Source organism: Rhizobium indigoferae, from assembly GCF_034554815.1.
GTDB lineage: Bacteria > Pseudomonadota > Alphaproteobacteria > Rhizobiales > Rhizobiaceae > Rhizobium > Rhizobium leguminosarum.
The window spans coordinates 1,214,724-1,233,983 of record NZ_CP140635.1 but is presented as its reverse complement, the minus strand read 5'-3'; the positions used below and the strand labels follow the sequence as shown (position 1 = coordinate 1,233,983).

Genomic DNA, 19,260 nt, shown 5'->3' with positions numbered 1-19,260 from the left:
TTTCGAGATCACGCTCCATCCATTCCACGACAGAAAGCGGCTGCGATCAAATCAGGAAATTTCATGGGCGCATCACTGCGATTTCCGGGAAAACGGGCTAGACTGCTGCGACCAATCCGGGAGGGACTGGATGCTCAGACATTACAGGATGTTCGCCGCCTATAATCGCTGGGCCAACACGCAAGTTTATGCGGCTGCGGCCGAACTCAGCGATGCGGAATTCCGCAGCGACCGCGGCGCTTTCTTCGGCTCGCTTCATCGCACGCTCAATCATCTGATCGTTGCCGACCGGATATGGATGAAGCGCTTCACCGGCACCGGCGAAGCGCCGACGACACTCGATGCCGTGCTCTTCGAAGAACTGGATGCTCTTGCCGCCGCACGCAAAGCAGAGGACGAGCGGATCATTGCCTGGACAGGCATGCTGGACGATAGAACCCTCGCCGCCAACTTCACCTATGTAACGGTGGTACAGCCGGTCGAGATCACCCAGCCTCTGTCGGCAGCGCTCGCGCATTTCTTCAACCACCAAACCCATCATCGCGGCCAGTGCCATATGACGCTGACGGCGCTCGGCAGGCCGAGCCTCATGCTTGATCTCATCTACTTCCTGCGCAGCGAGGGCCGCGAGTGGATGTGAGGCCCGTTCTCAATTAAATAGTTAGAACACAAGAACCCGACGAGCACTAACGTACCGTAAGCTAGGTTCACGCGCATAGCGCGACGAGGCCGATGATCATCGTAAGCCTAATGCCCTAAGCGATCCAGGACGCCTTTGGGTAGATATACTTCGCGGCGACCGCCCAAGTGTTCTTTCCGTTCTCGTTATCCTTATCAACCTCCTGTTTCCACATTGTCGCAGCTGCAATAGACTGCACGACATATAGTTTTGCGAGCATCGCGGGAGAGATAAATGGCAACAGAAAATTCCGGAACTAAACACCTAGCGCTGTTGATTGATGGCGACAACGCTTCGCCAAAGATCGTCCGCGGCCTCATGGCTGAGATTGCCAACTACGGAACCGCTAGCGTCAAACGCATCTACGGTGACTGGACCGCTCCCAACCTAAAGGGCTGGAAGGAATGCCTGCTCGAACATTCCATCCAGCCAATTCAGCAATTCGCCTACACGACTGGAAAGAACGCGACCGATGGCGCAATGATCATCGACGCCATGGACTTGTTGTATACTGGTCGTTTCGCGGGATTCTGTATTATCTCCAGTGACAGCGATTTTGCGCGGCTGGCGGTGAGAATCCGGGACCAAGCTGTCACCGTCTATGGGTTCGGTGAGCGGAAGACTCCGCGCCCCTTCATCACTGCCTGTGACAAGTTCGTCTATTTCGATGTGCTCAATGCTCAGGCTGCGGAGCTCGAAGAAGCAGCGGCTCCCACCCAAAACCCAGTCCAGGCCAAGCCTGCCGCCACCAAGGCGACGTCTAAAAAGGCGGACTTGAATAAAACGGCACGAGACATGTTGACCAAAGCGATTATCGCAACTGCTGATGAAGACGGTCGAGCCAATCTGGCCCAAGTGGGAGGGCATCTGGCGAAGCAAGCGCCCGACTTCGATGCACGCAATTACGGCTTCCCCAGACTAAGCGATCTCGTGAGGTCGTTCGGTATCGTCGATGTCGAGCGAGCACCGGACAACCCGAAAATAATATTAGTTCGCCTCAAGAAGGCTTAAGCCGGCAATACGAAATGTGAGACGAAGATGGTCCGCCAGCCGATCGGACATTGCCCCCAACTTTCACAGCGACTGATTTCCGTGTGTTCCGAGAGTCCAGCCTAGCAGCGTTGCTCTTCTTGAAACCAGCTATCACCAGGGGCCTTTTTTCAAGCCTTTTGGGGCCGGGAGATCAAAATACTCTGTAGCCATTCGATGTTGCGCGAAAAGCCATTCGATCTTGCACGCTACAGGGTGTGAGGCCTTCGCTCTCAACACGGCATTAACCGCCTTTGCCGGTTCCACCGCCAACCCAGGGCTTCGCCGTTGAAAATTCAGCCTCTCTTAAAAGCTTGCGGGCATAGCGGATGTGAGAGATGAGGCCGGGCCGCGAGGGATCGTCATGCAGAATGCAAGCGCAAACGCACTGGTGCCGCGCGAGGCTGTGCGCCCGACGCCGATGGCGGATATTCAGAAGATCGCCCAGCACATGGCGCGCCTGAACGTCGCGGCACTACCGCGCAATTACGAACTCTTTCATGAGGCGATCGTCGGGCTCAATGCCGGCCTTGCGCAGGATATCGCAGCACTGGGACCGCAGCCGCAACAGCCGATGCTCGACGAACTCGGCCTGAAATACCGCCTCGTCGGTCATTGCGGGCTGGCGGGCGAGACATCACGCAACGAAGCGAGCCGGATGCTGCGCGACGTGGCGGAAAGACTTGCCGAAGGGCTGAAACACAAGAACGCCTTTGCGCGCGCCTGCGGCACGATCCTGAAATCCGTTTCCGGCCATGACGACCAGAGCCTTGCCGCTTTCCTCGGCGAGGTCGACTACCTCACGGCTTCGCTTTCGACCGTTCTTGCGGCGGAGATGGAAATCGGCGCCAGGCTGCAGGACGACATCAAGACGCTGGAAACGCTGGAGCGCGGTATTTCCGCGATGCAATCGGCTGCGATCGCCGACAGGATCACCGGACTTCCGAACCGCATCGCACTGAACCGGACGATTGCCGACCTCTACGAGCGGGAAGAAGGTGCCGCCGGCAGCGCGCTGATCATGGTCGATATCGACAATTTCACCGATCTCAACAACAAATACGGCACCCAGGCAGGCAACAAGCTCCTGAAGAAACTCGCCGGCCTCCTCCAAAAGTCGGTCAAGAAGAACGATTTCATTGCCCGCACCGAGGCTGACGAATTCGCCCTCTTGTTTTCCAATGTCGGCATGCAGGATGCAATGACGATCGCCGAGCGCCTGCGCACTTCCGTCGAGGACAATCTGGTCTTCGCGACATCCGACAAGGCCGATCCCGGCAGGCTCACCATCTCGATCGGCGTGGCGCTCAGCACAGATGCGGCAACGCCAGGACAGTTGCAGGCCAATGCCCGGGTGGCGCTTCTCGCCGCGCAATCGAACCCCCGACTGCCGGTGCAGGCTTTCGGCCGCTGAGGCGGCGGACCAGCACGCTTGCGGTGGGACAAGCAGGCTTGTCCCCGGGATAAGCAGGCTTGTCAGCGCACAAGCAAGCTTGGCGCGGGATAAGCGCTCTTGCCTTGGCGAGCGCTTTCGGCCAAAACGCCGGCCATGATCACGCTCACCGATATTTCCGCCCGCATCGCAGGGCGCCTGCTTCTCGACAATGCCAGCGTTTCGCTGCCTTCAGGTACGAAGGCAGGGCTCGTCGGGCGCAACGGCGCCGGCAAGTCCACGCTTTTTCGCGTCATCACCGGCGATCTCGGCTCGGAGAGCGGATCGGTGTCGATCCCGAAGGCCGCACGCATCGGCCAGGTGGCGCAGGAAGCACCGGCGACTGAGGACGCTCTGATCGAGATCGTGCTTGCCGCGGACAAGGAACGCACCGCCCTCGTTGCCGAGGCGGAAACCGCGACCGACCCGCACCGCATCGCCGAAATCCAGATGCGCCTTGTCGATATCGACGCGCATTCGGCCGAAGCGCGCGCGGCGAGTATTCTTGCCGGCCTCGGCTTCGACAAGGCGGCGCAAGCCCGCCCCGCCTCCTCCTTCTCCGGCGGCTGGCGCATGCGCGTCGCACTCGCCGCCGTGCTGTTTTCCGAGCCGGACCTGCTTCTGCTCGACGAGCCGACCAACTATCTCGACCTCGAAGGCACGCTGTGGCTGGAAGACTATGTCAGGCGCTATCCGCACACCGTCATCATCATCAGCCACGATCGCGACCTCCTGAACAATGCGGTCAATGCGATCGTCCATCTCGACCAGAAGAAGCTTACCTTCTATCGCGGCGGATACGATCAGTTCGAGCGGCAGAAGGCGGAAGCCGACGAATTGCAGACGAAGGCCAAGGCCAAGAACGATGCGGCACGCAAACATCTGCAGGGCTTCATCGATCGCTTCAAGGCCAAGGCTTCCAAGGCCCGACAGGCACAATCGCGTGTCAAGGCGCTCGAGCGCATGGGAACGGTCGCTGCGGTGATCGAGGACCATGTGCAGCCGATCACTTTTCCCGAGCCGGAAAAGCAGCCGGCTTCGCCGATCGTCGCGATCCAGAGTGGCGCCGTCGGCTATGAGCCCGGCAATCCGATCCTGAAGAACCTCAATCTTCGTATCGACAATGACGACCGGATCGCCCTGCTCGGCTCAAACGGCAACGGCAAATCGACCTTCGCCAAATTCATCTCCGGCCGGCTCGCGCCGGAGAGCGGTGAAGTGAAGATCGCGCCGAGCCTGAAGATCGGCTTCTTCGCGCAGCACCAGCTCGACGACCTCATCCCCGAGCAATCGCCGGTGGAGCATGTGCGCCGGTTGATGCCGGGCGCGCCGGAAGCCAAGGTGCGCGCCCGCGTCGCCCAGATGGGGCTTGCGACCGAAAAGATGGCGACGGCCGCCAAGGATCTTTCCGGCGGCGAAAAAGCCCGCCTGCTGATGGGGCTTGCCGCTTTCAATGCGCCGAACCTGCTGATCCTCGACGAGCCGACCAACCACCTCGACATCGACAGCCGCCGCGCGCTGATCGAGGCGCTCAACGACTACGAAGGCGCCGTCATCCTGATCTCGCACGATCGCCATCTGATCGAGGCGACGGTCGATCGGCTGTGGCTGGTCAATGGCGGTACGGTGACGACCTTCGAAGGCGATATGGACGAGTACCGCGACCTCATCGTCACATCCGGTAAAAAAAAAGAAGAAAAGCCGCAGCTAACTGAAGACGCGACATCGAAGGCCGACCAGCGCAAGCTCAATGCAGAACGTCGCGCCTCACTGACGCCACTTAAGAAAAAGATCAACGAAATTGAATCCTTGACGGCGAAGCTGGAGAAACAGATTCAGGCGCTTGACGCGGAACTTGCGGATCCGGTCCTTTACGAGAAGACGCCCGCTAAAGCCGCCGAGAAGGCAAAACAGCGCGGCGAAGCTGCGGCAAAACTGGCTGCCGCCGAGGAAGACTGGCTGATGCTGTCGGCCGAATACGAAGAAGCGATGGCGGGATAGCCACAGGTCTTAGAACAGGATGATTTCAGGCCGGATCGGCCTAAAATCTGAATCCTATTCTAAATTAAAGAGTTAGAGCATGATGTCGCCCGAAAACCGCTCACACTTTTCGGCATCATGCACTCGCGAGAGCGTGGCGAAGTGCCGCGCATCAACGCAATTTCGGCCATTATCAACCGATCGTTAACCATAATCCGAAAGGTTGTCTCAACATTCGTTACCGATTTGTTGAGCCCTTTCCATGTATCGTCTTTTCGTTCTGTCCTGCATGGCCCTCACGGCCGCCCTCTCCGCCTGCAGCACCACCAGACAATCCGCTCCTGACACATCGATCAAGACCTCCTCGGTGATCGCGCCCGAAGAGCGGAAACTTGCCTATGCCGGCGACGATGCGACGCCGCGCCTAACCGGCTGGCACCATCTGGCCGGACGAACGCTGGAGGTCTCCTCGCTCGCCGATCTCAAGCTCCAGGACAAGGAAGTGATCCTCAGCTTCGACGATGGCCCGATCCCCGGCCGGACCGATAAGGTGCTGGCAATCCTCGACCAGTTCGGCGTCAAGGGCGCCTTCATGATGGTCGGCGAGATGGCCGAGATGCATCCGGCGCTCGCCCGCAAGGTCGCCCAGGACGGCAACACGATCGGCAGCCACACTTATGACCACGCCAACCTCGCTTCGCTGAGTTTCGACGCGGCGATGGCCGAGGTGATCAAGGGCGAATTGGCGGTGACCAAGGCGACCGAAACCGATGTCTCCTTCTTCCGCTTCCCTTATCTTGCCGAGAGCCACAGGCTGCGCGCCGCGGTCGCGATGCGCGACATGGTGGTCATGGATGTCGATATCGACAGCAAGGACTACTTCACCACGACGCCGGTCTCCATAACGCAGCGGACGATGAACCTCTTGCACAAGCGCGGCCGCGGCATCATCCTGATGCATGACATCCACAAACGCACGGCGACGATGCTACCAACCCTGCTCTCGAAACTCGAAACCGAAGGCTACAAGGTGGTGACGCTAAAATTCAAGAAGACGCCGGCGCCGAACAACGTCCTCGCCTCGGCCGATTTCGTGACGATCCGCTAAGGCGGGTTGCCCAGTCGGGATTAGCCGCAAGACGGCACGAGTTCGGCCGAGCAAAATCCGTTTTTTTGATGCCATTACCGGGCGGGAAGGTTACCGATCAGCAACCCTCTCGTGCACAAGATTTTTCAACGAACGCGCCTATTTCAGAAAATAAAATCTACAAAATCCATCACAATGATGATTTTCTCTGAGACAGAACGTTCCTTCTCTCTCTCATCGGTTCCCTATGCCTTTCAAAGCCGTCCAGTTGCCGATTCGCGCAGGAAAGAGATGCGGTCAGCGTCCTTTTCTATCAGCGCGGAGAAGCATGGCCAATATTGCGCGGGAAGCCGACGTCCATCTCATCACCAGCCTTTTCGGCCTCACCTCAAAGTGGCGCACATCCACGCCATAGCAGTCGAGCCAAAGAGTGCTGCAACTGCTCGGGGACCTGAACCGGTCCTTCTACCTTCCCAAGACGGAGCTCAAACATGTCACGCAAATTTCTCCCGAAGGCGCTCCTCGCCATGTCGATTGCCTTGCTGGCGGCAACGCAGGCATCCGCGGATGCCACGCTCGACCGCATCAAAGCCCGCGGCACCCTTACCGTTGGCGTCATCCTCTCGGGGGCGCCCTTCGGCTATATCGATCCGACATCGCAAACGCAGAAGGGATACAATCTCGATATTGCAAAAGCGCTCTCTGACGATCTTGGCGTCAAGCTGGAAACAGTCACCGTCACGCCCCCGAACCGGGTGCAATTTCTCCAGCAGGGCAAGGTCGATATCCTGATTGCGAACATGCAATATACCGAGGACCGCGCCAAAGTTCTTGATTGGGTGGCGACGCCGTATGATCGCAGCGGCGGTGCTGCCGTCGGACGCAAGGACAGCGGCCTGAAGGACTGGGCAGATCTCAAGGGAAAGCCGGTCTGCGTTTCGCAAGGGTCGAACTTCACGCAGCCGCTCATCGAACAATACGGCGCCGAGGTAAAGGGCTTGCCGAGCCAGCCGGAATCGCTGCTGGCGCTGCAGGGCGGCAATTGTGTCGCCGCCGTCCATGTCGGCGCAACCGTCGGCCTTCTGCTGGAGGACCGGCCAGAGGAGTGGAAGGACTACACTATTCTCTTCCCGACCGAACTGCTCCCTTCCGACTCGGTGATCTGGGTGCGAAAAGGCGAAAAGGAGACGGCCGAGGCACTCGATAAGTCGATCCGGCAGCTCCATACGTCAGGAAAGCTCCTGGAATTTGCGAAGGCGAACCGGCTCCGCAATACCGACTATCTCGAACAAGAGCGCAAGACCCTGTCGGCTGGCAAGTAAGACAGGTTACACTGGCGGATCGACATGCAGGACACCAGCATGACCAGCCTGTTCGTCAACCTGACGAACAGGCTTGGCCTTAACTACGAGTTCCTGGCGACGGGGTACGAGGCGCAGATATGGCGTGATGGTTTCATCACCACGCTCTATCTGATTGCCCTCTTGATCCCCGTCAGCCTGATTGTCGGGCTGCTGTTTGCCGCCTGCCTGACATCCGGCAAGCCCTGGCTATCGACACCGGTCCGCGCTTTCGTGGAAATCACCCGAAACACGCCGACGCTGGTACAGTTGATGTTCAGCTTCCTCGTTCTCAATACATTCGTATCGAACCTGGTCGGCGGGACGCAGAACAATCCGCTGACACCCTTCTTTTGGGTGGTGGCGGTGGTCGGACTGCACATCGCCGCCTTGCATGCCGAGGCGATCCGCGCAGGTATCGAGGCGGTGCCGTCGGCCACGGTGGAAGCGGCGCGCGGCATCGGCTTCAGCACGCTGCAGATCCTCCGTTACGTCGAAGTTCCCCTGGCATTGAGGGCATCGCTGCCCGCGATCGTCAACAATCTCATCAATCTCGTGAAGTTGACGACGGTGGGTAATGCGATTGCAGTCAGCGAGATTACCTATGCCTCGATCATGGTCTGGACGCAGCGCGACAACGTGGTGTCACTGATGATCGTCATCCTGCTGTTCTTCAGCATCATCAACCTTGCCGTTGCCCGCATCGGCCTGTGGGTGGAGCGCAAGCTCGCCATTCCGGGGTATGGCCTATGACGACTGCGGTACTTTCCGAGCAGCGCAGGAGTGGTCGCCTGCTGCGCAATATCGGCTTTACGGCACTCCCGCTTGTTATCGTCCTCTGGTCGCTGGCCGACCTGACGCTGGGGCGCGAACTGGTGACGTGGCTTCCCTATCTCGGCTCGGGCTTCATGATGAACGTCGTCATCAGCCTGTGCGCGATGACGCTTGGAACGACCGTCGGAGCCGTGTTCGGCATACTGGAACTGGTTTCCTTCAAGCTGGTGCGCTACCCGGTCGTCGCCTATGTGCAAGTCTTCCGCAATGCCCCGCATCTCGTGCTGATCTTCGCGACGACTTACATCTTTCCCTTCGAAATCGTGGTGGCCGGCAACTATCTGCCCTTCCCGGATTGGATGAAGGCGGTGATCGGCCTTGCCATACCGGCCAGCGCCTATGTGGCCGAGATCACCCGCGGCGCCATCCTTTCGATCCCGACCACGCAATGGGAAGCGGCAAAGGGGCTCGGTTTTTCGCGCGGCCAGGCCCTGCGCTGGATCATCCTGCCGCAATGCCTGCGGCGCTCGCTGCCGCCATGGATGAACATATTGGCCTCCATCACCATGGGCACGTCGCTCGCCTCGCTGGTTGGCGTGCACGAACTATTGCATGCGGCAACCGATGCCAGCACATCCGTGCGCCGCCTCGATTTCACGATCATCGCCTATATCGTGGTGATGGCCGCCTTCTTCACGCTTTGCTACCCGATCGCCCGCCTGACCCGACGCCTCGAGCGGCGCTTCAAGACGGCCTGAGGATTTGAATGATGAACGCAAAAACCGACGAAACGATCGTGCGACTGGAAGACGTGCACCTGTCCTTCGGCCAGACGGAGGTGCTGAAGGGCATAGACCTCACCGTCAACAAGGGCAATGCGGTTTCCATTATCGGCCCGTCCGGTTCGGGAAAGTCGACGATCCTGCGCTGCATCAACGCATTGGTGGCGCCGCAGCGCGGCCGCATCACGGTCGACGGCACCCGCGTCGATCAACTGGCCAAGGAGAGCGAACGCATCGCGCTGCGCAAGCGTATCGGCATCGTCTTCCAGCAATACAATCTCTTTCCGCACCTGAACGTGCTGGACAATATCGTGCTGGCCCCGACCCGCATCCTCGGCGTCAAGCGGCGCGAAGCGGAAAAACTCGCACGCGAACTGCTCGACAAGGTCAGGCTTTCGGAAAAAGCCGGCGCCTATCCCGGCCAGCTTTCCGGTGGTCAGCAGCAGCGCGTCGCGATCGCCCGCGCGCTGGCGATGAAGCCGGAACTGGTGCTGTTCGACGAAGTCACCTCGGCGCTTGACCCCGAGACAGTGGGCGAAGTGCTGTGGGTGATCCGCGACCTCATCCGCGACGGCATGACCAGCATCCTCGTGACCCACGAAATGCGGTTCGCCGAGGAGATCAGCGACATCGTCGTCTTCACCGAGAACGGCCGCATCGTCGACCAAGGCTCGCCTGAACAGATTTTCCACACCTTCGACAATCCCCGTATCCGCCAATTCGTCGGCGGGCTCGCCGGTGGGCGCGGGCCAGTGCGCGAAGGCATCTAGGATTTTTTCATGACGAGCACATTCGCGCCCCTGACTTCGGCATTCGCCCAGGCGATCATCTCCTCGGATCCATCGAAAGATCCGGTGGCATTGGACGCGGCGCGCACGGCGATCATCGATTTTCTCGCCTGTGCGATCGCAGGCGCCGGCGACCGCACGACCGGCATTCTGGCAGATACCGTCGGCGCCAATCTGGCGGGCGAAGCGATCCTGCTCGGCAGCTCGCGCCGAACCGATTCGCTGGTCGCGGCGCTCGTCAACGGCCATGCCGGCCATGTGCTCGATTATGACGACGTGCATGCAAGCGTGCGCGGCCATCCGACGACCGTGATCATCCCGGCCCTGCTGGCGTTCGCCGCCGAGCGCGGATTTTCCGCAGATGCGCTGATCGCCTCCTATATCGTCGGGCTCGAAGCCATGGCGCGGCTGGGGTTGTCGCTCGGCTCAAAGCACTACGAGAACGGTTTCCATGCCACGGCGACGCTCGGGACGATCGGCGCGGCGGCGGCAATCGCCCATCTGACCCGCGCCTCCATCGACGAGACCGCCGTCGCGCTGGGCCTTGCGGCAACGCAATCGTCCGGCCTGCGGCTGCAGTTCGGCACGGACGCCAAACCTTTCCACGCCGGCATGGCGGCGCGATCCGGGCTCCTGTCGGCGAGGATGGCCGCTGCAGGTTTCGGCGGCGCGCCGGATTTCCTCGACAATCCGGTCGGCTTCCATTCGGTCTATGCCTTCGGCGCGGAACGCCCGTCCGCCGTGACCGAGAACTGGGGTTCGCCATGGCAGATCGTGACGCCCGGGCTGACGCTGAAGGCCTATCCCTGCTGCACCGCCAGCCATCCGGTCGCGTCTCTCGGCATCGGCCTCAACCGGGAAGGTCTGGAGGCTGATGCGATCGAGCATATCACCTTCAGCTACCCGCCCGGCGCCGATGCCGCCCTGGTGGTGAGCAAGCCCGGCAATGGGATCGAGGCGCGCTTCAGTCCCGAATACGTGTTCGCCGCCGCCCTCATCGACGGGGCTCTGCGGCTCGACCATTTCGACGAGCGGCCTGTCTTGCCGCGCCTGATGGACCTTGCCCGGCGCGCCGGCCGCCGCCACGACGAGACTGCGCCGCGCATGTCGAGCGATCCACGCACCCGCTTCGTGATCGCCGATATCGTGCTTCGCGACGGCAGCGCGATACAGCGCCGCTTCGACGGCCTGCCGGGGCTGAGCGATCCGGCCGAAAAATTTCGCGACGCAACTGCGCGCAATCCCGCCTTCGCGGATGTCCCGTCGCTCGTCCGGACAATGAGCAGCACGGCCGACCTTCGCCAACTTCTGGCGCTGCTCAACCAGGATGCCGCCCAAAATCCAGAATGACGAAGGATATTGTCATGACTCGCAAAAGAGAAATCCACCTGGGCCTGTTTCTGCAAGGGGCCGGCCACCACGTATCCGGCTGGCGTCATCCTCACGCCGAGGCGGGAAGCGAGAATTTCGACTTGCTGAGACGCGTGTCCCAGATCGCCGAAGCAGCGAAATTCGACATGGTCTTTCTGGCCGACGGATTGACCAGCGGCATCGATGCTCATCCCTCGACGATCGCGCGTTTCGAGCCTTTGACGCTGCTTTCGGCGCTCGCCGTGGTGACAGACAAGATCGGCCTCGCGGCAACCGCATCCACGACCTATGGCGAGCCCTATCACACTGCCCGCGCCTTCGCCTCGATTGACCACTTGAGCCACGGCCGGGCCGCCTGGAACGTGGTCACGACATCCTATGCCCGCACGGCGAACAATTTCTGCAAGGCGCACCCGGAGCACGATGAGCGTTACGCCGTGGCCGAGGAATTCGTCGACGTCGTGCGCGGACTGTGGGACAGCTGGGATGACGACGCCTTCGTCAAGGACAAGCAGAGCGGCGTCTATGCCGACCCTGCCAAGCTCCATGTGCTCGATCACAAGGGCAAGTATTTCTCAGTCAAGGGGCCGCTGAACATTCCGCGCGCACCGCAGGGCCATCCAATCCTGATCCAGGCCGGCTCATCCGGTCCCGGCCAGGATCTTGCCGCCCGCACCGCCGACGTGGTGTTCACCGCGCAGCAGAGCCTCGAAGAGGCGCAGGCCTTCTACAAGAGCGTCAAGGAGCGCGTCGCGCGCTTCGGACGTCAGCCGGAGGAGGTCGCCATCATGCCGGGCTTCCTGCCGGTGATCGGCCGCACCGCCAGGGAAGCCGCGGACAAGCTTGCAGAACTCGACAAGTGGACTGACATCAAAAGCGCCATGCCGCTTCTGGAAGAACGCATCGGCCACAGCCTTGCCGATTACGATGTCGATGGCTCTCTGCCGGACCTTCCGATCTCCGACCAGTTGCGCAGCCGTGCCGAATTGCTGACCGCGCTTGCAAGGCGCGAGAACCTGACCATCCGTCAGTTGGCGCTGCGCGTTGCCGCCGGCCGCGGCCACCATATCGTGCTTGGCACGCCGGTCGAGATCGCCGACCGGATGCAGCAATGGTTTGAAAGCCGCGGCGCCGACGGCTTCAACGTCATGCCACCGTTTTTTCCCGAAGGGCTCGAAGACTTCACGCAGATGGTCGTACCAATCCTGCAGGAACGCGGCCTGTTCCGCACCCAATATGATGGCTCGACACTGCGCGAGCATCTCGGCCTTGCGCGGCCGGCACTATTTTCGCCCTAACTGTGCGAAATATTGGCTAGATACACCACGTCAATGGAATCAGGCAGGTCGAACATGAACCTTCATCTCGAAACGGACGACGATCCGCGTACCCGCCAATTCATCGACGAACATAACGGGCTTTCCGACAAGGCACTGAGAACACCGGAATTCGCTAGGGATCGCGATGCGATAAAAGCATTGATCGAACGGCAGGACAGGCTGATTGTCCCGATGCGCCGAGGCGGGTGGCTGTTCGATTTCCGGCAGAGCAAGGATAATCCGCTCGGCGTCTGGCTCCGCCTGCCCGCGGATCAGCAGCCCTTGCCCGATGCCGGCTGGGAACCGGCGTTCGATCTCGATGCCTTCTGCGTGCGCGAAGGCAAGCGCTGGAACTGGCGCGGTGCGGTCACCTGCCCATGGGAGCCGACGCGGGTGCTGCTCACACTTTCGGACGGCGGCTCCGACCTTCTCCGGCTGCTCGAATTCGACGCCGGGCGGAAACAGGTTGTCGAGGGCGGCTTCGATACGCCGGCTGCACGATCGCATGCCACTTGGCTGAGCCGCGACGAAATCTGCTATTTCGGTTCCATCGACCGATTTTCGGCGACCCGCTCCGGATGGCCACGGGTCGGGCGGCGATTGAAGCGCGGGCAGCGACCGGAAGAGGCTGCCGTCATGTTCGAAGCAGCAGATGAGGACGTCTACGGCTTCAATCTCGTCATCGACCCCGCCCTATCGGGCGCTTCGGCGGATCATGGATTGATCGACATTTTCGTCGCCGCCCACGAGATCGGCGTCGCCAGCGCTTTCCTGATCGCCAACGACGGCACGCAGCGGCGCATCGATTTGCCTAAGGAAGCCGATTTCCAGTTCAATCATGATCATTGCCTTTGGCGGGCAAAGACCGATGAGCGCGTTCCAACCGGCAGCCTCGTGCTGCAACGCTTCGATCCCGGCTCGGAGACGACCCTGCTTGGGCCGGATCGGATCCTGTTTCGGCCTGGCGAGGGCCAGTCGGTCTCGCAGATGATGCTGATGCGCGAGTGGTGCGTCTTCCTCATCTCCGATCGGCTGCGTCCGCGTCTCGTGGTGCTGGACCTGACGAGGCCCGACGCCGAGCAGCGCGAGATCGCACTGCCGGCGGACATGCAGACGGCTCATTTCAGGCCGCTCCATGCGGATCTGCATCTTGGCGACGATACGCTCTACATCGTCGGCCAGGGCTTCCTGCAGCCTCCGGCCTGTTACCGCCTCGAGCTGTCGGATCGCGGCAAGCAGGCCGAACCGATTTTCGTCGCCACAGCGCCGAGCTATTTCGATGCGACCGATATGTCATCCGAACTGCTGGAGGCTGTTTCCGAGGACGGAACGAAGGTTGCCTACCGGCTGGTCCTGCCGAAGCAGTGGACCAAGGGCGCGCTGCCGGTACTGCTTTACGGCTATGGCGGCTTTGATGTTTCGCTATCGCCGAACTATTCCGGGGTAACAGGACGCTGGCTGGAGCAAGGCGGCGCCTATGTGCAGGCCTATATCCGCGGCGGCGGCGAATTCGGTCCCGACTGGTATCGCAGCGCCAAGCGGCAGGGGCGAGACCGGGCCTTTGCCGATTTCGTCGCCATCGCCCGCGATCTTGTCGCCCGCGGCTATACCGTGGCATCGCGAATCGCCTGCCAGGGCGGCAGCAATGGCGGTCTGCTGACCGGCGTGATGCTGACGCGCTATCCCGATGATTTCGGCGCTGTCTGGTGCCAGGTGCCGGTTCTCGATATGACACGCTTCCACCTGTTCAGCGCAGGGCAAGCCTGGATGGACGAATACGGCGACCCGGAGACGCCGGTGGACCGGGATTTCATGCTCGGCTATTCGCCGATTCACAATGTCAGGCCGGCGACCGAGGTCACCTATCCGCCGATCTATGTCGAAAGCTCAGCCAATGACGACCGTGTGCATCCCTCGCATGCGCGCCGCTTTGCCGCGCGGCTGGAGGAAGAAGGACACCGGCCGCTCTTCCATGAATTCGGCTCCGGCGGGCATGGCGGCGACGGCAATTCCGAAGAACGCGCCGCCCGCGCAGCGATGGGTTACAGCTTCCTTCGCCAAACTATCATGCGATAGGATGTCATAGAATGGAGGAGGAGAGCTTGTCGGCACGCCTCTTTCTGATACAAACGCGTCAATAATCATACTTTTCATACAGGCTCGAGCGAAACACCATGTCTCCTATCAATCTCGCCATCGTCGGCGTCGGCAAGATCGTCCGCGACCAGCACCTTCCCTCCATCGCCAAGAACCCGGATTTCGCGCTCGTCGCCACGGCAAGCCGCCACGGCACGGTCGAAGGCGTCAAGAGCTATACGACGATCGAGGCGATGCTCGACGCCGAGCCCTCGATCGATGCCGTTTCGCTCTGCATGCCGCCGCAATACCGCTACGAGGCAGCCTATAAGGCGCTCGTCGCCGGCAAGCACGTCTTCCTGGAAAAGCCGCCCGGCGCCACGCTGAGCGAAGTGGCCGATCTCGAAGCACTGGCGAGCAAGCAGGGGGCGTCGCTCTTTGCCAGCTGGCATTCGCGCTATGCGCCGGCCGTCGAGGCCGCCAAGGCGTTTCTTGCCTCGACAACGATCAAAAGCGTGCATGTGATCTGGAAGGAGGATGTCCGCCACTGGCATCCGAACCAGGAATGGATCTGGCAGGCCGGCGGCCTCGGCGTTTTCGATCCCGGCATCAATGCGCTGTCGATCGTCACCCATATCCTGCCGCGGCCGATCTTCATCACCGAGGCCGTGCTCGAATTTCCCGAGAATCGCGATGCGCCGATCGCGGCCGACATTCACTTCCGCAATGCCGACGGCCTGCCGGTTCACGCCGAATTCGACTGGCTCCAGACCGGCAAGCAAAGCTGGGACATCGTCGCGGAGACGGCAGCCGGCCAGATGGTGCTCGCCGAGGGCGGCGCCAAGCTTCTGATCGACGGCGCGCTGAGATTCGCCGAGCCGGAGCAGGAATATCCCTCGCTCTACCGTCGCTTCGCCGAAATCATCAAGGCCGGCAAATCGGATGTCGACCTCGCGCCGCTACGCCACGTCGCCGACGCCTTCATGCTCGGCAAGCGGAAGTTCGTCGACGCGTTCCACGACTGAGGGTCGCAATAACGTCATAGAAACCGGCAAGATTTGCCGGCCTATGGCAATAATGTTCGGGGGCAGCCGCTCATGAGCAACAAAATCCGCCGCATGGGCCGATTTTTCCGCGTGTTGAAGATTGGCATCCTTGCGGTGCCGCTTCTCGGCCTTGCAGCCTGTTCGGGCGAACAGGTCGTCATGCCTCCTGATGCACCGGGCGTTTCCCGATCCGAGGAATATTCCTTCGGATCGGCGACCCAGGCCCAGGATTGGCAGGCCACCAAAAAGGTGCTGGACCAACTGGAAGGGCGGTTCGGAGAGAAATCCGTGCGTATCCTGGCGCGCAATCTCGACAGCACCACCAACCCGCAGAGCATCAAGGCTTATTATGCCGAACGCCTTGTCCATCAAGCCGGCTGGGCGGAAATGCCGGTCAGCCCTTTTGCCGACAGCGCGTGGGCATTCGCTTTCGTCAGTCCGAGCGGAAAGCGGGTTTTGGCAGTGGAGGCGCTCAATCCGTCGGAAGGTGCGGGAGGGATCGTCCCCCTCAACATCCTGACGAACCTCGACGAGGACAAAGGGTCGAACGGGTAATGGCTTCCATCGGCCGGTGAGAGGGAAGTTGGACGACTTCATGCAACAATTCAAAGTGTTACAGCGTCGTGTCGCGGTAAACCGCTTAGGCCTTTTTCTCCCACCGCCCCTCTGACGTCTGCTGCCAATAGGTGAGGTTATGCCCCTCGCCCTTCAGCTTCTTCCATTGCGCACGGGCGGCTTCCAGCTGCGCCTGGTCATGACCGTCGAACATGAAGACGATTCGCTCATAGGCATCGGCCGGCGGCGGCTCGGCGCCGTCGACGATGAAACGCACGGTCGCCGCATTGGTATTGCCTGATGTCACCGTCAAAAGCACCGGCTGGCTTTCGGCAAAATCTGCCTCGTCGGTGCCGTGCGGCAGGAAGCTCTCCTCGCGGAAAGTCCAAAGATGCTGATCGAGAGCGTCACGCCGCGCCGGCTCACGCGTCTGGACGGCAACGCGCCAGCCGCGCTCGACGCATTTGTCGATGAGCGGCGGAAGCGCGTCCTCCAGTCTGGTTTCGGTCAGATGATAGAAGAGAACGTCCGTCATCAGGATTCATAATGGGCGCGAACGAGCTCGTCGAGCAGGCGCACGCCGAAGCCGGAACCCCAGGACTGGTTGATCTCGTCCTGCGGCGAGCCCATCGCCGTGCCGGCAATATCGAGATGCGCCCAAGGCGTCTCCTGCACGAAGCGCTTGAGGAAATGCGCCGCCGTGATCGAGCCCGCCTGTCGCCCGCCGGTGTTTTTCATATCGGCGAACTTGCTGTCGATCAGCTTGTCGTAGTCCCTGCCGAGCGGCATGCGCCAAAGCTTCTCATTGCTCGAAAGGCCGGCTGCCGTCAGTTGGGCGGAAAGCTGGTCGTCATTGGAGAACAAGCCGGCATGCACATTGCCGAGCGCCACGACGATCGCCCCGGTCAGCGTGGCGAGATTGATCATGAACTGCGGCTTGAAGCGGTCGTTGCAGTACCAGAGCGCATCGCAGAGCACGAGGCGACCCTCGGCATCGGTGTTGATCACCTCGATCGTCTGGCCGGACATCGACGTGACGATGTCGCCTGGACGCTGGGCGTTACCGTCAGGCATGTTCTCGACCAGGCCGATGATGCCGACCGCGTTGACGGCAGCCTTGCGGGAGGCGAGCACATGCATGAGGCCGGTGACGGCTGCCGCACCGCCCATATCGCCCTTCATGTCCTCCATGCCGGCGGCCGGCTTGATCGAAATGCCGCCGGTATCGAAGACGACACCCTTGCCGATGAAGGCGACGGGACGATCCTTGCCCTTGCCGCCCTTCCACTGCATAACCGCCAGGCGCGGCGGGCGCACGGAGCCCTGGGCGACGCCGAGAAGGGCGCCCATCCCAAGACGGCGCATCTCCCGCTCCGTCAGGATTTCCACTTCAACGCCGAGCTTTTCCAGCTCCTTTGCCTTGGCGGCGAACTCGACGGGGCCGAGCACGTTCGGCGGTTCGTTGACGAGGTCACGGGCAAGATTGACGCCACCGGCGATCGCTTCGGAATCGGAAAACGCCTTCTTGGCACCACCCGGATCGGCGGTGACGATCGTCACCTTGACGGATTTCGCCGGTTTTTCCTCCTCGTCGCCCTTCTTTGTCTTGTAGGTATCGAAGCTATAGGCGCGTAGCAGCATACCCAGCGCGAAATCGGCGGCTGCCCGGGCGCTCGTCTCGAGCCCGGGCACGTCGATGAAGACAGCGGCCTTATCGGTATTCTTGATTCTCGATGCTGCGGCACCGCCGGCCTTCAGCCAGTCATGGGCGGTGAGTTCGGCGAGCTTGCCAAGCCCGATAACAACGATGCGGTCGACGGACGCGCCTTCGGGGGCGACAATATCGAGCGCGCCCATGGATTTCGCGGAGAATCGGGCGATCCTGGCAGCCTTGGCGATCACGCCTGCCGGGTCGACTGTTTCGGCACCGGCAGCGCTGTCGGCCTCCGCAGTCTTCAACAGGATCGCCAGGCCGCCACTGAGCTTTGCCGACTTCGAGAATGAAATTTCCATCTTTACTGACATGTCTTCTCCGCTGGGATTCTTTGAAATCCGTCCCTGGCGGATAATTTCGCGTTTGGCGGGTCTGTCAATGGCTTGCGACAATTGTTATGGTCACCCGCGGCCATCACGGCCCTCATGTTTTCGTCAGTTTCGTAGATATTCGCGTTGACAGTTTTTTCGAAAAATCGATGGCGGGACCTCGCAATCCGCCTGCCGAAAACGACTTTCGGTGCATTCATGCTGCTGTTTTGGACGTGGTGGGCGCTGCTTGCCGTCTTCCGGGCTTTCCCCGAAATAGACATCTATTTTTCCCAGCTTTTTTTCGTAGGCGCAGATTGCGACGCGGCTGCCGCCGCCGGGAGCATCTGCGGCGGCTTTCCCTATCGCGACGTCGCGGCCTTCGACCTGCTGCGCACCCTCTTCTTCCGCTTGCCCTATGTGGTGGCGATCGTGATGCTGTGGAAACTCGTCGAATGCTACCAACAGCATGGCGCAACCTTTAACGCCGAGCGGGCGCAGAAGCTCAAAGTCGCGCTCGGAACGCTGCTGATCGGGCCGGTGCTGCTCGTCAATGTCATCCTGAAGGAGCATTGGGGCCGGCCGCGGCCGATACAGACGGACATTTTCGGCGGTGCGCTGCATTTCGCCGAGGCAGGTTCGCTGGCCGGAAAATGCGTTTCGAACTGTTCGTTCATATCAGGCGAGGCAGCAAGCGCCGGCTGGCTCTTCTGCCTTCTGCTCTTCCTTCCGAAGCCCCTGCGTTATACACTGGCGGCGCCTGTGGCGGCGATCTCAATCCTCACCCCGGCGATGCGGCTATCCTTCGGCGCGCACTATCTTTCCGACGTCGTTCTTGGATGGCTTTCATCGCTTGTCGTCTTCGCCGCGTTGCTGGCGTTAACTGAGTCGCAACAGCATCAAAAAAATTCTGAAATTTGAATGAATTTTTGACACCAGCTTGTCGCAAAAGCGCGACAAAGAGCGTAGAGGGATTCTCC

At 60.9% G+C, this 19,260-nt stretch carries 17 protein-coding genes; 15 read left to right on the top strand and 2 right to left on the bottom strand.

The genetic code is table 11. From position 1 onward, the window contains the following. The first annotated feature begins 130 nt into the window (after positions 1 to 130). From U5G49_RS06325 to U5G49_RS06260, 14 genes are all read left to right on the top strand, one after another. Positions 131 to 640 (top strand): DinB family protein, encoded by a 510-nt coding sequence (locus tag U5G49_RS06325; RefSeq protein ID WP_047621554.1) that lies wholly within the window; start codon positions 131 to 133, stop codon positions 638 to 640. A gap of 273 nt (positions 641 to 913) precedes the next feature. Further along, positions 914 to 1,690: an NYN domain-containing protein gene (locus U5G49_RS06320; protein WP_193446086.1), complete on the top strand. Its 777-nt coding sequence runs from the start codon at positions 914 to 916 to the stop codon at positions 1,688 to 1,690. Between the two features lie 382 nt (positions 1,691 to 2,072). After that, positions 2,073 to 3,122, top strand: a complete 1,050-nt coding sequence (locus U5G49_RS06315) for a GGDEF domain-containing protein (RefSeq protein ID WP_193446085.1) — start codon at positions 2,073 to 2,075, stop codon at positions 3,120 to 3,122. 135 nt (positions 3,123 to 3,257) lie between these two features. Beyond that, the gene (locus U5G49_RS06310; protein ID WP_018447434.1) at positions 3,258 to 5,141 is read left to right on the top strand and encodes an ABC-F family ATP-binding cassette domain-containing protein; all 1,884 of its coding nucleotides are present in this window, start codon (positions 3,258 to 3,260) and stop codon (positions 5,139 to 5,141) included. 241 nt (positions 5,142 to 5,382) lie between these two features. Next, positions 5,383 to 6,228, top strand: a complete 846-nt coding sequence (locus tag U5G49_RS06305; protein WP_131702334.1) for a polysaccharide deacetylase family protein — start codon at positions 5,383 to 5,385, stop codon at positions 6,226 to 6,228. Between the two features lie 470 nt (positions 6,229 to 6,698). Continuing rightward, complete coding sequence (locus tag U5G49_RS06300; protein WP_065276255.1) at positions 6,699 to 7,529, top strand: transporter substrate-binding domain-containing protein; 831 nt, start codon at positions 6,699 to 6,701, stop codon at positions 7,527 to 7,529. Between the two features lie 24 nt (positions 7,530 to 7,553). After that, positions 7,554 to 8,300: an amino acid ABC transporter permease gene (locus U5G49_RS06295; RefSeq protein WP_193446084.1), complete on the top strand. Its 747-nt coding sequence runs from the start codon at positions 7,554 to 7,556 to the stop codon at positions 8,298 to 8,300. Further along, positions 8,297 to 9,079, top strand: a complete 783-nt coding sequence (locus tag U5G49_RS06290) for an amino acid ABC transporter permease (RefSeq protein ID WP_193446083.1) — start codon at positions 8,297 to 8,299, stop codon at positions 9,077 to 9,079. Before U5G49_RS06295 ends, U5G49_RS06290 begins: the two co-directional genes overlap by 4 nt. A gap of 11 nt (positions 9,080 to 9,090) precedes the next feature. Further along, positions 9,091 to 9,873, top strand: coding sequence for an amino acid ABC transporter ATP-binding protein (locus U5G49_RS06285; protein WP_193446112.1), 783 nt, complete (start codon positions 9,091 to 9,093; stop codon positions 9,871 to 9,873). 9 nt (positions 9,874 to 9,882) lie between these two features. After that, positions 9,883 to 11,241, top strand: coding sequence for an MmgE/PrpD family protein (locus U5G49_RS06280; protein ID WP_193446082.1), 1,359 nt, complete (start codon positions 9,883 to 9,885; stop codon positions 11,239 to 11,241). Between the two features lie 14 nt (positions 11,242 to 11,255). After that, positions 11,256 to 12,560 carry an LLM class flavin-dependent oxidoreductase gene (locus tag U5G49_RS06275; RefSeq protein ID WP_193446081.1) on the top strand — a complete coding sequence of 435 codons (1,305 nt, stop codon included), beginning with the start codon at positions 11,256 to 11,258 and terminating at the stop codon, positions 12,558 to 12,560. A 54-nt stretch (positions 12,561 to 12,614) separates the two neighbouring features. Next, the gene (locus tag U5G49_RS06270) at positions 12,615 to 14,657 is read left to right on the top strand and encodes a prolyl oligopeptidase family serine peptidase (protein WP_193446080.1); all 2,043 of its coding nucleotides are present in this window, start codon (positions 12,615 to 12,617) and stop codon (positions 14,655 to 14,657) included. Between the two features lie 98 nt (positions 14,658 to 14,755). After that, positions 14,756 to 15,682 carry a Gfo/Idh/MocA family protein gene (locus U5G49_RS06265; RefSeq protein ID WP_047621543.1) on the top strand — a complete coding sequence of 309 codons (927 nt, stop codon included), beginning with the start codon at positions 14,756 to 14,758 and terminating at the stop codon, positions 15,680 to 15,682. Positions 15,683 to 15,754: 72 nt separating this feature from the next. Next, entirely contained in the window at positions 15,755 to 16,258 is a 504-nt protein-coding gene (locus tag U5G49_RS06260) for a hypothetical protein (protein WP_018241460.1), read from the top strand. 85 nt (positions 16,259 to 16,343) lie between these two features. Here the strand turns inward: U5G49_RS06260 and U5G49_RS06255 are convergent, their stop codons facing one another. Continuing rightward, positions 16,344 to 16,793: a DNA polymerase III subunit chi gene (locus tag U5G49_RS06255; protein WP_193446079.1), complete on the bottom strand. Its 450-nt coding sequence runs from the start codon at positions 16,791 to 16,793 to the stop codon at positions 16,344 to 16,346. Beyond that, complete coding sequence (locus U5G49_RS06250; RefSeq protein WP_193446078.1) at positions 16,793 to 18,283, bottom strand: leucyl aminopeptidase; 1,491 nt, start codon at positions 18,281 to 18,283, stop codon at positions 16,793 to 16,795. Before U5G49_RS06250 ends, U5G49_RS06255 begins: the two co-directional genes overlap by 1 nt. A 144-nt stretch (positions 18,284 to 18,427) precedes the next feature. Here U5G49_RS06250 and U5G49_RS06245 point away from each other — a divergent pair, with 144 nt between their 5' ends. Then, positions 18,428 to 19,201: a phosphatase PAP2 family protein gene (locus U5G49_RS06245; RefSeq protein WP_193446077.1), complete on the top strand. Its 774-nt coding sequence runs from the start codon at positions 18,428 to 18,430 to the stop codon at positions 19,199 to 19,201. Positions 19,202 to 19,260 lie beyond the last annotated feature (59 nt).